This window comes from Acanthopleuribacter pedis (assembly GCF_017377855.1).
GTDB lineage: Bacteria > Acidobacteriota > Holophagae > Acanthopleuribacterales > Acanthopleuribacteraceae > Acanthopleuribacter > Acanthopleuribacter pedis.
The window spans coordinates 206,465-222,261 of record NZ_JAFREP010000020.1; the positions used below are offsets into that span (position 1 = coordinate 206,465).

The following is a 15,797-nucleotide window of genomic DNA, read 5'->3' on the forward strand; positions in this document are numbered from 1 at the left end:
CATGCGCACGGGGGATCCCATTGAACGCGTCGGCACCTTGGACAAGGACGTGTTCCTCGAAGAATACGCGGAAGTGGGCCGGCCGTTGATCATCACGGATTTGATCGAAGCCTGGCCGGCACGGCACGATTGGAATCCCGAGTACCTGATTGAACGCTGCGGCGACCACCGCTTCAACCTCGACAACCAAAACTTCACCGCCGAAACCCTGTTCACCCGTTTGACCCAACCCGGCGAAGCACCCACGCCCTACCTCCACAACCATTATTTGGAAGAACAGCTACCGCACTTACCCGCCGACGTCACGCCGATGCCGGAACTGCTCAGGGACAACTGGTTGTGGCATCCCCGCCTACCGCGCCATCCGCTGAGCCGCAAGGGACGGATCGGCTTGTTTATCGGCGGACCGGGCAGCGCGTTTCCCGTGCTCCATCGCGATAACTTTCACACCCATGCCTTCATTTTCCAGATCTACGGCACCAAAAGGGTGTGGCTCTACCATCCCAATCAAAGCGAATTCCTCTATGTCCATCCCTTAATCCCCTGCCACTCGACCATCGAGGCCCCCCACCAACTGGACAGGACCCGATACCCTGACTTCGCCAAGGCCAAACCCTTAACGGCCACCCTGGCGCCGGGCGAAACCTTGTTTGTGCCCGATAACTGGTGGCATGCAACCTACATGGAGGACCTGTCGATTTCGCTTTCGCTGAACATGCTCAACCACACCAATTTCAAAGGTTTCGCCGCCGACTGCCGCCGCGAATGGCAACGCGTCTCCCCGATCAAAGCCTGGCTGCGCTACTTGCGCCTGCGAGCCTTCGCCGCGCGCGTCACCCGCACGCAAGCCGCCGGCTAGCCTCGCCGCGGCAATCTGCTTCGATTTTTTTTGACATGTTCGCCGGCCTCGGTCATCTTGAATGGCAACGCAACCGCTGAGGTGTTGGTTTGATACGCTCCCTGGTTCGGCACCCTCATTTCCGCAAAACCCTGTGGCTCCTCGGTTTGACGACCGCGCTCGCCTTGTTTCTCTTTTGGCGCTGCTTACCCGATCCGCTTTTTCGCAAACCCTACGCAACCGTGGTCGAGGATCGGGACGGCCGCTTGCTCGGCGCACGCATTGCCGGCGACCAGCAATGGCGGTTCCCGCGCGCTCAGGTCGTCCCCGAAAAATTCGCCGCCGCGTTGATTACCTTTGAAGACAAACGTTTTTACGCGCATCCCGGCGTCGACCCGCTCGCCGTGGCCCGCGCGGTCCGCCTCAACCTCGGCCGGGGACGGGTGGTCAGCGGCGCCAGTACCCTGACCATGCAGGTCATTCGTCTCGCGCGCGACGGCCAACCGCGTCGCCTCAGCGAAAAACTGATCGAAGCGATTTGGGCGACCCGGCTGGAACTGGCCGTCGACAAAGCAGAAATCCTGGGGCTGTACGCGGCCCACGCGCCGTTCGGTGGCAACGTGGTCGGGCTCGAAGCAGCCGCGTGGCGCTATTTTAAGCGCGCGCCCGCGCAATTATCCTGGGCCGAATCGGCCACCTTGGCGGTGTTGCCCAACAACCCGGCCCTGATTCACCCGGGCCGTAACCGCGATGCGCTTTTGGCCAAACGCAACCGTCTGTTAACCCGCCTGCACGAACGTGGCCTGTTTGACACGGTCACCTTGAGCCTGGCCAAAAGCGAGCCGCTGCCCGAGAAACCCTATCCCCTGCCCCGCTTGGCCGAGCATTTGGTGGACGGTTACCACGGGCGGCTGCCCAACGGCGGGCGCGTGGCGACCACGCTGCAAACCCCGCTGCAGCGCAACGCACAAGCCGTGATCAACCGTTTCCAAAAGAAGTTGGAGGAAAACGGGGTGTACAATGCGGCGGCCTTGATCCTCGATAACCGGGACAAATCCGTGCAGGCCTACATCGGCAACAGCACCACCCCGCTACGGCCGAGGGAGCGGGGCAACCACGGCCGCGCCGTCGATGTTGTGCCCGCCCCGCGCAGCACCGGCAGCACCTTGAAACCCTTCTTGTACGCGGAGGCGTTGGACGCCGGCTTGATCCTGCCCTGGAGCCTGGTGCGCGATGTCCCCAGCCATTTCGGCAGTTACCAACCCGAAAATTTCGACAGCGAATACAGCGGGGCGGTACCGGCGGATCGCGCCCTGGCCCGCTCACTCAACATCCCCGCGGTGCGCTTGCAGAACCAACTCACCAGCCTGCGTTTTCACGAAACCTTACGCGCGGTGGGCATGACCCACCTAACCAAACCCCCGCAACACTACGGGCTCACCCTCAGCCTAGGCGGCGCCGAGAGCAGTTTGTGGGAGCTGGCCGGGATGTACGCGGGCATCGCCTGGACACTCAATCAGGAGGTGCGGCGACCCAGCCAAAAGGCCGCGTGGCGCGCGCCGCACCTCCAGCGCGACGCGTCCTCCCCGGCCGAAACCGGCACGAGCGAACAGGCCGCGTTGAGCCGAGCGGCGCTGTGGCAGGTCACCGAGGCCCTGACCCAGGTGGACCGGCCGGAAAGCCACGGCCTGTGGCGCTATTTCAGCTCGGCACGCAAGGTGGCGTGGAAAACCGGCACCAGCTTCGGGTTCCGCGATGCCTGGTCCATCGGCTACACGCCGCGGTATACCGTGGCCGTTTGGGTGGGGAACGCGGACGGCGAAGGTCGGCCGGGTTTGACCGGGGTCAGCACCGCCGCACCGATTATGTTTGAGTTATTCCACTTGTTGCCGCGCGAAAATACTTGGTTCGCAAAACCCCACGACGCCATGGTTTCCATTGCCGTGTGCAACACGAGCGGTTACCGCGCGGCCACGGTCTGCCCGACCACAACGCGACGGGATGTGGCGCGCGGCGGATTACGGGTACCAAGCTGCCGGTACCACCACCGTATTCACCTCGACCCCACCGGACGCTACCGCGCCGACAGCGCCTGTTTCTCGCCCAGTGACCTAAAACAAGAAACCCGCTTCGTGCTGCCGCCGGTCGAGGCGTTTTACTACCAGCAGGAACACAGCGATTACCGCCCCTTACCGCCCTTGCACCCCGACTGCGCCGAGGCCGGTACGGGCGGGGCCAACATGGCCCTGGTTTACCCGCGCAAACAAACGCGCATCCAAATCCCGATCCGACTGGACGGGACCCGCGGAACCGCGGTGCTCAAAGCCGTGCATCGCCGCCCGGAAACCCGCATTTTCTGGCATCTCAACGAACGGTACCTGGGCGTCACCAGTTCGTTCCACCAAATGCCGGTCCAGCCGGAACAGGGCCGCCACCGACTGGTCCTGCTCGACGAACACGGCGAACGATTGGAACAGGAATTCACGGTAGCACGCTAGCCGGCCCACTTTTCTTCCCGTCCGCGCCGCAAAAGGCTAAAATCGGCGCGTGGTTGTCACAACCCACACCCACCTTTCGCAGAGGCGCCATGCAGATTACGCCCAACGTTCGCCGCATTACCAATCGCCTTAGCCGTCCGGTGCTGGCCTTTTTCCGCATGCCCGGTTCGCGCGGGTTCGGCGCCTTGATCTTCACCTTTCTGATGATTTTTGTCGGGGCGGTGGTCGACCTCAAACTCAATTACCGCGACCCAGGTACGGGCGCCGGTCTCGATTGGGTCAGTTCCGTCTACACCGTGTTCATGTTGCTTGTGTTTGAATCCCCGTTGCCTTTCCCCAAGGCGGGTTTGGCACGTTTGGCCTTTTTCCTGGTGCCGATCTCCGGCTTTTTGGTGCTGGGCCAAGGTATCTTTCGATTGGGCAACACTTTATTAAAACGAGATTTATGGGAAGCTGCCATGGCGTCAACGTACAACGATCACATCATTATTTGCGGCTTGGGTCGCATCAGCCAGCGCGTGATTGAACGCGTCCGCGACCTCGATCACGAGGTGGTCGTGATTGAGTCTGATCCCGACAACGAGTACATCGAACACTTTCGCAATCAAAAGATTCCGGTCATCATCGGCGACGCCCACAAACCGGAGATCCTCGCCCAAGCCAACATCCAAGATGCCGAATCGATTGTGCCCTGCACCAGCGACGACATGACCAACCTGAGCATCGCGCTGGAAGCACGGCGCATGGTGCCCGAACTCAAGATCGTCCTGCGCATGGCCGACACCCGTTTGGCCGAAAACGTGCGCACCGGGTTCGACATCCACACCGCCTTCAGCATCCCCGACATCGCGGCCCCGGCCTTTGCCGCCGCCTCGACCAAAGCGCCACTGGACCACGCCATCGCCTTCGATGTGGGCCAAAACCGCAACCTGATCACCATCACCGAATTCAACCTGGTCCCCGAATCCAGCCTGGTCGGCTGCACCGTTGGTCAGTTGGAAGACGAATTCGAAGTCGCGGTCCTCGCGCTCAGCCGCAAAGGCGAGTTCCAACTCCACCCACGCGACGAGGTAATGTTGTTGGCAGGCTGTAGTTTTGTGGTTTCGGCCACGATTGAAACCCTCAACAAGCTGGCCCAACTCACCCCGCCCACCCGCGAATACGAACACTACCTCAAAGGCCAATGGCACATCAAAACCTGACCCCACTTGGAGGACGTTCCATGGAATTTAAACAACTCGATTCGTTCTTGCGCGACCTACCCGCCGTTACGGTTGACATCAAATGGGAAAACAATTTGGTGTACAGCGTGGGCGATAAAATGTTTGCCGTCACGCGGGTGACCAAAACCTGTAGCGCCGAGGCGCCGGTGGTCGACGGCGAGGACGGCGTCCCCCGCCTCTCTTTTAAAACCGAACCCGGCCTGTTCGATATCCTCACCCAAAAAGAGGGCATCCAACCCGCGCCCTACCTCGCCCGCTACAAATGGGTGCTGCTCGAGCGTATCGATGTGCTCCAACCCGATCAGCTTTGCGATATGTTGCGTATGGCCCACCGGCTGACCCTCGAGAAACTGAGCAAAAAGAAACAAAAAGAACTGCTGGCCGGCCACCCATCAGGACAAAAGAGGTCTCTCCCATGAATGAACCCCACGATTCTTTTAGCCGCACCTACCAAGTTGAATGGCAAGACATCGATTTCAACGGGCACATGCGCAACACGGCCTACTTTGAACGGGCGAGCCACTTGCGCGTGTGTTTCCTCAGCGAACACGGCTTTTCAGCCGAACGCTTCGCCCAGCTCCGTATCGGCCCGGTCGTGTTCCAAGACACCATGCAGTATTTTAAGGAATCCCACCTGATGGATAGCTATCGCGTCCACCTGCAAATCGCCGCCCTCAGCGAAGACGCGCGCCGTTTCTCCCTGCTCAACCGCTTCTTCAATGAATCCGGTGAACCCCTGGCCCAACTCCAAAGCGACGGCGCCTGGCTGGACCTCAAAGCACGCAAAACCCGCGTCCCCCCGGAAGAACTCGCCGACGCGATGAAATGGATGCCGCGCGCTGAATCTTTCCAATGGCTACCCGCCAAACAAGCACGGTAACCGTGGTTCGGATTTCATCAGCATATGCCTCACGGTTCCCACGAGAAAAGCGCGAAGCGCAAGCGCCACTTGCGTTATTGAGGTGTCGACCCGAATGGGTCAAGGATACTCTCGCTTTACGGCAATCTACGCTAGAATAACGGCACTTTCGCGGCCCGCGGGTCGCAAAACCGGGAGTGTACCAAGCCTTGGCAGCAACGATTTTTTTGGGCGTTGAATCGTCCTGTGACGATACCTCCATTGCGGTGATCAACAACGAGGGCACCATTCTCGCCAACGTGGTTTCCTCGCAAATCAAAGAACACGCGCCCTTCGGCGGGGTGGTCCCCGAATTGGCGAGCCGCGCCCACCTTCGCAACATCCCCGTGGTGTTCCAACAAGCCATGGACCAAGCCCAAATCGGCCTGGACGACATCGATGTGGTCGCGGTGACCCACGGGCCCGGTCTGATTGGGTCCCTGCTCGTCGGGGTCAACTTCGCCAAATCACTGGCCTTCGGGCGCAACCTGCCGCTGGTCCCGGTCAACCACATCCGCGGCCATATTCGCGCCTTGTTTTTGGAGCATGGCGACCTGCCCCTGCCCGCGCTGACCCTGATCGTTTCCGGCGGCCACACCCACCTGTTCCTGGTGGAAACCCCGGACCATTTTGTGTTGCTCGCCAAAACCCGCGACGACGCGGCGGGCGAAGCGTTTGACAAATTGGCAAAAATGCTGGATCTCGGCTTTCCCGGCGGCGCCATTGTCGACAAGCTGGCCCAAAGCGGCGACCCCAAGGCGTTCCCCTTCAACATGCCGCGTTTTAGCGACGGCGCGCTGGACTACAGTTTTAGCGGTCTCAAAACCGCGGCGGCCCACCAATTACGCCGCGATCCACAACGCTTCTCCGAACCAGAGGGTCAGGCGATCCGCGATCTGTGCGCCTCGTTCCAATCGGCGGTGGTACGCCACCTACTGCAACGCGTGCGCCAAGCACTAAAAGTCGAAAAGGTCGCCTCGCTCTCACTGGGCGGCGGGGTCGCCTGCAACAGTCATTTGCGCCAGTCCTTCCGCGAATTGGGCGACAAATATCGCCTGCCGACCTACATCACAGCCCCCAAGCTCAGTACCGACAACGCGGCCATGATCGCGGCGGAAGGCCGTCACCTCTTTCAGCAAGGGATCACCGGCAGCCTCGACCTCAACCCCGAGGTACGCCTCAACGCCTTCGATGAAGTGCGCCTGTTAACGGGTCGTTAAATGGCCGATTCCAACCCGCTTTTTTATTCCGGCTGCCCGATGTGGGCCAACCGCGATTGGGTCGGGCGATTTTTCCGTTCCGACTGCAAACCCCGCGATTACCTGCGCCAGTACGCCTCGGTCTTTAACAGTGTCGAGGGCAACACCACCTTCTACGCCTTGCCCAAGGCCGACACGGTGTTGCAGTGGCGCGATGCGGTACCGGCCCATTTCCGGTTCTGCTTCAAATTTCCGCGCATCGTTTCCCACGACCTGCAACTGCTCGAGACCGATGCCGAATGCGATGCCTTTTTCACGCGCCTGCTGCCCTTGGGCCGCAAGCTGGGACCGTTTTTTTTGCAGTTGCCGCCCTCGTTTTGCGACGGCGAACGGCTGTTCACCTTCCTCTCGCGCCTGCCGCGCGACTTTGAGTACGCGGTGGAAGTACGCCATCCCCAATGGTTCCAGCCTGACTGGGAACGTGCCCTCGACCAGATGTTGATCGGTCAAGGTGTGAGCCGCGTCTTTTTTGATACCCATCGTTTGATGGCGTTGCGCGATGTGGACGCGGCCATTGCCACGGCCCAACGCAAAAAACCCACGGTGCCGCGCCGAACGCACCCGGTGGGTTCGACGCCGATCCTGCGTTTTGTCGGCGATCCCCACATCGAAAACGACGACGCGGTGGTCGCGGATTGGGCCGCGCACGTGGCCGCCTGGATCAGGCAGGGGCGACGGCCGTTTGTGTTCCTGCACCAAGCGCCCGACGACGAACGCGCCCCGGAATTGGGGCGCCGCTTTCACCAAATCCTGCGCAAACAACTCGCGGCGGTCGCACCCGAGCCGGAATGGCCGGTCGAGAGCGAACCGCCGCAAGAAGAGCAGTTGTCTTTGTTTTAGAAAGGGTTAGCCGTAGTGCATGCTGAGGGTCAGCATCTTGGGAACCCGATTCAGCACCCACAAGCCGAAAGGCAAGAAGATCACGGTCAAAACCAGCGCGTAACCCACGACCAAAGCGGCCATGCCCAGCGTCCAGCCAATCACAAAAAACCAGACGATGCGCAACAAAAGCGGCAATTCCTCGGAAGGATGGGTGTGGTCGCTGTACACTTCCTCACCGGGTTCGCGCAGGAACACAAAAGTCGGTAATCGGTTGAGCAGGACCACGCCAAAGGGTAATCCAATAATGGTGGAACAGAGCAGGTAACCCAAAATGGCGGCCAATCCGCCGAACCACCAGCCAATGGTTAAAAAGTAGAGTAACTGCAAAATCAACATGGCTTCCTCCTGATGCCGGGTTGAACATCCGCGGTTCAAAAAGAGACGCGCGGCGAACCGCACCAACCACCCTTGGTGCAGTTCCTATGATCCGCCTGTCGATCCCGCCGACAAACAGTCGGACGGTCTAACGGGCGAGGCCGCTATTTGGTTTATCGGCACAAAGCGCGAAAAAGTTGCCGGCCGGCAGCCGTAAAAAACGGCGCCGGCTACAAACAACCCGCCAAAAGAGACCCACCCTGCAAGGCGCAAGGGCGCGCAACAAGGGCCGAATTTATTCCATGGCGCGCGCATCCTGGGCACAGCGGAAGCCGGTAAAGTCATTGCATGTACGAGGATCGGCGCCATTGCGCGAGAATACGGTCAGGTCGCGCCCCCGGCTGCGGAACGAACCACCGCGGTAGGTTTTCAAGGAACCTTCATCCATGTTCACCGGATTCTCTTCACCCGCGCGCCGATAGAAGGTTTCATCGTAGGTGTCGGCCACCCACTCTTCCACATTGCCGAGAATTTCAAAAACCCCGTAACCGTTCTCGGGGAAGGAGCCCACCTTGGCGGGGCGCTTTTCGGGATAAAACTCGTAAACCGCCTGCTTGGCGTCAGAATAGTCACCCCACCAGTACTTCAGGCCTTTGGTGTTGCCGGTCGCTGCTTTTTCCCATTCGGCCTCGGTCGGCAAACGCTTGCCTTTCCAACGGGCGTAAGCCTCGGCGGCGTACCAGGACACAAAACGCACGGGTCGATTCATCATGTCGTCGCTGGGACGGCCGCCGCGCCAGTGGGCCAAATAATTGCCGTCGTGTTTGTCCGCGGCAATGCGGCCAGGTGCCCATTGTGGGTTGGCCTGTACAAAGGCCAAAAACTCGCCGTTGGTCACCTCGTGCTTGTCAATGTAGTAAGAACCCAGATAAACCCGACGCTTGGGTTTGGTCGCGCTAAAACGATTGTTGCCCATGATGAAAGAGCCAAGCGGTACGTAGGACATCCCCGCGGGTGGCGCCCAGGCGCGGTATTTTTGCCACTGCGCCCGCGTCGCCTCCGAGCTGTTGATTCGGTAGATCTCCTCGTAGGTGTCGGCCACTTCTTTGAAACGGCCGGCGGCTTTTTTCTCTTCAATCACGGATTCCAGGCGCGCGATCTCCTTGGTGATTCTGTCCATCGCATCCGTGGCCAACTGGTGCCCTGGCTCTAACTCACTGAGTTTATTAGCTAAATTGAATTGACGGTCGTATTGTTTGTTGGCGATGGCGCGTTCAAGGTTGCGCTGGACCGTGGTGATCTCCAAGCTCAACTCTTCCTCGCGGACCTCTTTGGCGAGCCGCTCGATTTTCGCGTCGCCGGGGGCCAGCAACAGGGCGCCGGCGTAGGAATCCCGCGCCAAGTCGAATTGCTTGCGAGAAACCGCGTCTTGACCGGCAGCCACCAAACCTTGTAACACCAAGGGTTTGGTTTTCTTCAAATACTTGGAGGCCGGATCAATTTGCTCCAGTTCGTTTAAAAAAGGCACGGCTTTTAGGAAATCATTGCGCGCGTAGAGCGTCTCAATTTTTTCCTGCAACACACCGGACTGCTCGTCCTTAAGTTTCTGCTTGAGCTGGTTGTACTGGTCGCGCACCTCGACGTCGCCTTTGTTGGCGTTAAACAAGGCGGCGAGTATTTTCAGCGCGTTCAGTTCTTCGTTGCGCCCCAGCAAGCTGTCAACACGTTTCAAGCCCTCTTGGCGAATTTCGTCCGCGGCGCCCTTGGCAACCCCATTCTGAGGCTCGAGACCGAGAACCCGGTAATAGGTACCGTACGCGTCGTTGTTGCCGTCAACCAAACCATTACCTTCCTCGCGGTAGGCATTGGCGCGGCTGAGCAACTCGGCTACCTGAGCCGATTGTTCGGAAATTTTGGTTTCGGCCTTGCCCCGCAACGAGCGCAACCGTTGCGTCACCCGGGAACCGGGATCGTCGCCCAACAGGGTGTCGATACGGCCCAGGGCCTGACGGTACTCGCGCGTATCGATCAGGTTTTGCACCTCGGCAATCATCGCCTCTTCGCGTTTCTTGCTTGCATTGCCGGACAACCAGAGGATGATGCCGCCAACGGCGACAACCGCCAGGCCCACGGTAATTGCCAACATTTTGGGATCAAACCGAAAGACACGACGCGCCTTGACGACCTTTTGCTCGCCGCTTTCCGCGGGGTCCTTTTCCGCCTTGGCAAGGTTCTCAGCCAAACCCTGCGCCGCGCCGCCGTCTTCCTCAACGGCTTCAAAGCTAAAGGCGCCGTCATCGGTGGTCACGCGTTCAGCCGAACCACCCGTGCCGGTGTCGCCGGCGAAGGGATCATCGAAACCACCCTCGCCAAAATCACTAAAGTCTTCGGCAGGTGCCGCGCTCGCCGGAGCGGCGGGTTTTTCATCAACCGCATCAAAGTCAAATGCGCCGCCCGCGTCATCAAAAGAAAAATCGCCCGCGTCGGCCGGGGGGGCTTCCTCGGCGCCGAAATCAAAGCTGCCGGCGGCACCGCCGGGGTCACCACCGAAATCGAAGGCATCTCCCCCACCGGCACCGGCCGCTTCGCTACCAAACTCAAAGGAATCGGCAACAGCGTTGTCGCCACCAAAATCAAAGTCACCACCGCCGGCGTCGCTCCCAAAGCCGAACGGATCATCACCATCTGCGCCGGCCGTGCCGGCCGAGCCCTCGGCAAAATCAAAACCGCCGACCTGGTTATTAACCGAACCGAGATCAGAACCGCCGTGGGTAATCGCAGGATCGGGAGTGGGGTCCATCGCGGGAGGTTCACCACCGCCGATGGTTTGGTCAAAGGCGGGATCATTGGCGAAATCCATGGGAACGGAAGAACCCCCGCCGAGACCGAAATCGGCATCGTCACCGCCAAGGTCGAAACTGCCACCGTCGTCAGCGCCGAAATCAAAGCCGCCTGAATTACCGGCACCGAAATCGCCACCGAGATCGTTGCCGCCGGGGCCACCGCCAAAATCGCCGCCGAGATCATTGCCGCCGCCGAAATCCAATCCGTCTCCGCCCGCCGGCTCGTTGCCACCGCCGCCGAAGTCAAATCCGTCTCCGCCCACGGGATCGTTGCCGCCGACGCCGAAGTCGCCGCCTAAATCATTGCCACCGCCAAAATCGCCGCCGAGATCGTTGCCACCACCGGCCGCTTCATTGCCGCCGCCGAAGTCAAATCCGTCTCCGCCCGCCGCTTCATTGCCGCCACCGAAGTCAAACCCGTCTCCGCCGCCGGCTTCATTGCCGCCGCCGAAATCGAAGCCGTCACCACCTGAGTTGCCGCCGGCGGGGTTTCCGCCAAAAGGGTCACCGCCAAAGGGATCGCCGGCGATGGTGTCGCCCCCAAAGGGATCACCACCGGCTTGATCACCGCCAAAAGGATCGGACCCGGCCGGGTTATCCGTGGGGCCACCGCCAAAGGGTTCGTCTTTTGCTTGATCACTGCCAAAATCGAATCCATCGTTGTTCCCGGATCCACCACCAAAATCTTTTTGCCCACCCATGCTTGCGTTCTCCGTGGCAGGTGGCGCGTCGCCACCGAAATCAAATGCGCCGTCATTGCCGAAATCAAAACCGCCGTTGTCGGCAATCTCATTCCCGCCGGCTTGTTGGGCGAGGTCCCCGCCGCCAAAGTCGCCGACACCACCCTGTGACTGAGTTGGATCCGCGGCGGCTTCAGAGGCCGAGGCGAAGCCAAAGTCCTGCCCGCCCAAGTCCGAATCCGGTTCACTTCCAAAAGTCTGTGAATCGGCGGCATCACCGAGGCTAAAACTACTCAGGTCTTCTTCGCCGAAATCCAGCCCGGCGGTTAATTCGCCGGCGTCGAACAGGTCGTCGCTTTTCTCCTCGGCCACGCCCCCGAAATCGAGACTCCCGGATGCGGAAATCGAGCTATCCCCGCCCATCTGACCACCGTCCGAGGTTTCCAACCCAAAATCGGCTTCGCCCATTTGGCCGAAGTCGGCGCCACCGTCGTCCATACTACCGCCGGCCGCACCGAAGTTGAGGTGATCGAGATCATTGGTGGTTTGGAAGGGGTCGTTTTGGGGCGGTTCGGGATTGCCGAAGGCGTCGACGGGCCGCGTTTCACCGGACCATTCGTTACCCACCGCCAAACCGCCCTCCCGCGCTTGGGCTTGAAGCCCGCTTAGAGATTGGGCGCGAACCGTTTGTTCCATATCAAAGCCGGCCAAGTTGTCACCGGGTTCGTCAAAGGCGGCGAGGGCGTCTTTTTCGCTGGGGAGGTTAAAAGCCAGGTCGGAGGCCGTGTCCTCGTTATCGTCCCCGGACCCGTTGGCAAAAGCGTCGACCCCGCTGGGCATAGCCACCACCGACGCCTCATGGGGCAAAGCGGCTTGGGTCTTGGCGATGTCTTTATAAAACTCGATGGCGTTTTGGAAGCGCCCCTCCGGTTGTCTGGCCAGGGCGCGGAGAATCGCTTGATTCAGCTCGGGCGGAACACTGGGGTTTAGCTCGCTCGGCGGCACCAGTGGATCGCGCTGCACGGCCTCTTGCAAATGGGGCCAGTCGTTGCCTTTAAAGGGTGGTTCCCCGGTAACCAGTTCGTAGAGGATGGCGCCGGCGGAATAAATATTGGCGCGAATGTCGGTAGTTTCAGGCTGACGGATGCGCTCGGCTGAGAAGTAGCGGCCGTAATAAAGTTTCTCCAGCGGGGTGAACATCTGTTCGCGAGCATGCTGGAGCACCGAGCCAAAACCCCAAACACGGACATCGCCCTCGGGTGTCACAATCACATTGGAGGGGTTGAGGAAGCGGTGAAGGTTCCCCTCGGAATGGGTGTACCCGATACCTTTCAGAATACCTTTGAGAATGTCAACGCTTTGTTTCAGCGGGAAGCGGCCGTGGGTGCGCATCATGCTGTCCAGGGTTTGGCCCTCGACATACTCGCGCACCAAAAAGGTACGGCCCTCGCCCTCGATCACATTAATGAGTGCAATCACATTGGGATGTTCAAACTTGATGACCTCGACGGCATCGTCATTGAGGGTGCGCCGAAAGGTTTCGTCCGCAAGCAGCCGAGGTGAGATTCCCTTGAGCACGAACTTGGCACCGTCTGAGACATGTACAGCCAAAAAAGTCTCGCCGGCGGCATTGTTCCCCAGCATTTGTACAATTTTGAACTGATCAATCGTTGCACCGATCATGTAGGCTCCCACGTAAGATTGATTAAATGGCGTTGTTTCCCGGGTTCGGTCGGCGAAGAACCGAGCTAGTTATGTTATCGAGCCGGGACGGTGACACTAAAGCACGAGGGGCGAAAAACCTACGCGGCGGGGTGAATTGGAGACCGTGACAGGTTGCACCCGAGCACCTCGGGAAACCGCCCGCTCCAACGAAACCCCCGAACAGGTCGGACGCCTTGGTTGGTTTACTGCAAGAGGCCCTTATTCTACCATCGGGCCGGCAGGGTGACAATTTCGCGAAGCATGTGAAAACAGGAAGCCTAACCCGAAAGCACGGGGAGCCCCTGCCCACATAAAAACCGAAAACAGCGGCTACCCCGCATTTCTCACCAGGAATTCTGCTACGAAGCCGAATTCCTGGTGAGAAATGCGGGCGAACTGTCGGCAGAAACCAAACCATGGTTCGTCAAATTACCGTCAAGAGCGAAAACACCCATGATAAAGAAGCGCGGGCGGCGGAGCAACGCCCTCACCGGGGCGGCCACAAAAAGTGTGGAACAGCTCACAATTCCCCCGATTTTCGGTTAGTATGAAGATCGAAAATTCAAGTGCGGGAACGCGGGCGCATTGATCGCCAAAAACGCGATCCACCCGATGGGTGGCCGGCCTTGATTTTCGAAAAATCCTGTTTCCAAAACGCGGCGGTCGGTTTCGTGCAAGCAGCATGAGGCGCAACGGTTCGGGGCCGCGTGTCGGGGGAGTTCGCGGATGACGACCAAAAGTTCGGTAAAAACCATCGCTTATATTTCACCAACCGAGTGCCAAAAGCACGACACCGGCCTGGGCCATCCCGAACGAAGCCAGCGCTTGGGCGCAATCGACCGCCGCCTGACCAAAACCGGTTTAATCCAAGACTTGTCGGAACATCACGCCCGTTTGGCCGACGACGAGGATCTGACCCGGGTCCACCCTTTGGGTTACGTGGAGTTCGTGACCAACACCATTCGCACGGGCGGCCGCTACCTGGACGGGGATACCGCGGTTTCGGAGGACTCGCTGAAAGCGGCCAAGCTGGCGGCGGGCGCGACCCTTATCGGGCTCGACTTGATGCAGGCGGGCAGCCACCAGAAGGTGTTTTGCGGGGTGCGCCCCCCGGGCCACCACGCGGAAGTTTCCCACGCGATGGGTTTCTGTATTTTCAACAACGTGGCGGTGGCGGCGCGGTACGCCCAGGAAAAGGGTTTGGCGGAACGGGTGTTGATCCTCGATTGGGACGTCCACCACGGCAACGGCACGCAGCACATTTTCGACGAGGACCCCAGCGTCTTTTATTATAGTTGCCATCAATTTCCCTTTTATCCGGGCACGGGCAAAGCGAGCGAGCGGGGTTTGAAGGACGGCGACGGTTTCACGCTGAACCGGCCGATGAAAGCGGGCAGCGGTGACCGCGAGTACCTGCACGCGTTGGAGGCGGATCTGCAAACGGTTTGCGACCAGTTCAAACCGGACCTGTTCATTATTTCGGCGGGTTTCGATGCGCACCACGACGATCCACTGGGCTCGATGCACGTCACGGAAGCAGGATTCGCGGAGATGACCAAAATGGTGTGCAGCGCGGCGGAAACCCACGCCCAAGGCCGGGTCCTTTCGGTGCTGGAAGGCGGCTACGACCTGGACGCACTGGCAAAATCGGTAGAGCAACACCTGATCGCGATGCAGGGGTAATACCTAAGAAGCGCGATAAGAGCAAGGGATTTTGGCTAAAAATCTGGAGCGAAATGGTTTGGAAAAAGCGGGCCGGGGTCGCGCACGACGCGCACCCAGTGGGTGCGGTGAGCATTTTTACAGGCCGTTGGAGCCCAGAAGTTTAGCTAAAATCACCGCGTCAGCGCTTCTTAGGTAGTAAGGTTCCAGCCGACTGTTGTTTGGATTCTTTGTATTTTTTGGCGACAGGGAATGGGACAGAGACAAAGCTAAATTCCATTGGTGGTGCGTTTTTCCCACGGGATCATCCGCATCCTTGACCAATCGCCTTATGGCGCTGATTCGAGCTTACGCCGACGGGGAATTACTGAATATCCGACACAGGATGCCCGTCGGCTGCTTTCATGATAGCGCCAACGCCGATTCCTCAAGGACCACTCCAGGAAAACCCGGCCCCTCCCACCGCCGCTTCGCAGCGGCGGGTCCCTCCCATTTTTCCTTCCGTTTGCTTCGCGTTTATGCCCGCGGTTTTCCGCCTCTGCTGGAACCCTGAATAGGCTTCTTCCCTGTTGATGGGGCTCGATCCAGAGTCTGATGCGCTTGTGCCTGAAAAGACCGCGGCCTCGGAAGAAAATAGGGAACCCAGGGTCGCGTTCCAGCCTTGACGCAAAAAGGGACACCCAACCCATCAAAAACAACGCGCTGAACCTGGGGCGAAAAGCCATTCATGGTGCGTTTTTCCCTCCGTTTGCTTCGCGTTCCTGCCCGCGGTTTTCCGCCTCTGCTGGAACCCTGAATAGGCTTCTTCCCTGTTGATGGGACTCGATCCAGAGCCTCTTGCGCTTGTACCGAGAAAGCCCGACGCCGCGGAAGTAAAGTACGCAAGCCAAGATCACGTTTCCAGCCTTGCTGCAAAAAGGGACGCCCAACCCATCAAAAACAACGCGCTGAAGACGACCCGGTGACAGTCATGCAAAATAGCCTGATTTTAATGG

At 59.5% G+C, this 15,797-nt stretch carries 10 protein-coding genes; 8 read left to right on the top strand and 2 right to left on the bottom strand.

The genetic code is table 11. From position 1 onward, the window contains the following. Position 1 precedes the first annotated feature (1 nt). The 7 genes from J3U88_RS21030 (at position 2) to J3U88_RS21060 (ending at position 7,556) form a co-directional block, all read left to right on the top strand. Positions 2-859, top strand: a complete 858-nt coding sequence (locus J3U88_RS21030) for a cupin-like domain-containing protein (RefSeq protein WP_207860947.1) — start codon at positions 2-4, stop codon at positions 857-859. Positions 860-948: 89 nt separating this feature from the next. Further along, positions 949-3,336, top strand: coding sequence for a penicillin-binding protein 1C (gene pbpC, locus J3U88_RS21035; RefSeq protein WP_207860948.1), 2,388 nt, complete (start codon positions 949-951; stop codon positions 3,334-3,336). 89 nt (positions 3,337-3,425) lie between these two features. After that, positions 3,426-4,538, top strand: a complete 1,113-nt coding sequence (locus tag J3U88_RS21040; protein WP_207860949.1) for a potassium channel family protein — start codon at positions 3,426-3,428, stop codon at positions 4,536-4,538. A 20-nt stretch (positions 4,539-4,558) separates the two neighbouring features. Beyond that, positions 4,559-4,978: an MmcQ/YjbR family DNA-binding protein gene (locus J3U88_RS21045; RefSeq protein WP_207860950.1), complete on the top strand. Its 420-nt coding sequence runs from the start codon at positions 4,559-4,561 to the stop codon at positions 4,976-4,978. Continuing rightward, positions 4,975-5,439 (top strand): acyl-CoA thioesterase, encoded by a 465-nt coding sequence (locus J3U88_RS21050; RefSeq protein WP_207860951.1) that lies wholly within the window; start codon positions 4,975-4,977, stop codon positions 5,437-5,439. The genes J3U88_RS21045 and J3U88_RS21050 overlap by 4 nt, the downstream gene beginning before the upstream one ends. Positions 5,440-5,627: 188 nt before the next feature. Further along, the gene (gene tsaD / locus J3U88_RS21055; protein ID WP_207860952.1) at positions 5,628-6,677 is read left to right on the top strand and encodes a tRNA (adenosine(37)-N6)-threonylcarbamoyltransferase complex transferase subunit TsaD; all 1,050 of its coding nucleotides are present in this window, start codon (positions 5,628-5,630) and stop codon (positions 6,675-6,677) included. Then, positions 6,678-7,556, top strand: a complete 879-nt coding sequence (locus J3U88_RS21060; protein WP_207860953.1) for a DUF72 domain-containing protein — start codon at positions 6,678-6,680, stop codon at positions 7,554-7,556. A gap of 6 nt (positions 7,557-7,562) precedes the next feature. Here J3U88_RS21060 and J3U88_RS21065 read toward each other — a convergent pair whose 3' ends face one another. Both J3U88_RS21065 and J3U88_RS34725 read right to left on the bottom strand, forming a co-directional pair. Next, on the bottom strand, positions 7,563-7,934 hold the full coding sequence (locus J3U88_RS21065) for a YccF domain-containing protein (protein ID WP_207860954.1): 372 nt from the start codon (positions 7,932-7,934) through the stop codon (positions 7,563-7,565). Positions 7,935-8,208: 274 nt separating this feature from the next. Beyond that, positions 8,209-13,119 carry an SUMF1/EgtB/PvdO family nonheme iron enzyme gene (locus J3U88_RS34725; RefSeq protein ID WP_207860955.1) on the bottom strand — a complete coding sequence of 1,637 codons (4,911 nt, stop codon included), beginning with the start codon at positions 13,117-13,119 and terminating at the stop codon, positions 8,209-8,211. A 747-nt stretch (positions 13,120-13,866) separates the two neighbouring features. Here J3U88_RS34725 and J3U88_RS21075 point away from each other — a divergent pair. After that, complete coding sequence (locus tag J3U88_RS21075) at positions 13,867-14,823, top strand: histone deacetylase family protein (protein WP_207860956.1); 957 nt, start codon at positions 13,867-13,869, stop codon at positions 14,821-14,823. Positions 14,824-15,797 lie beyond the last annotated feature (974 nt).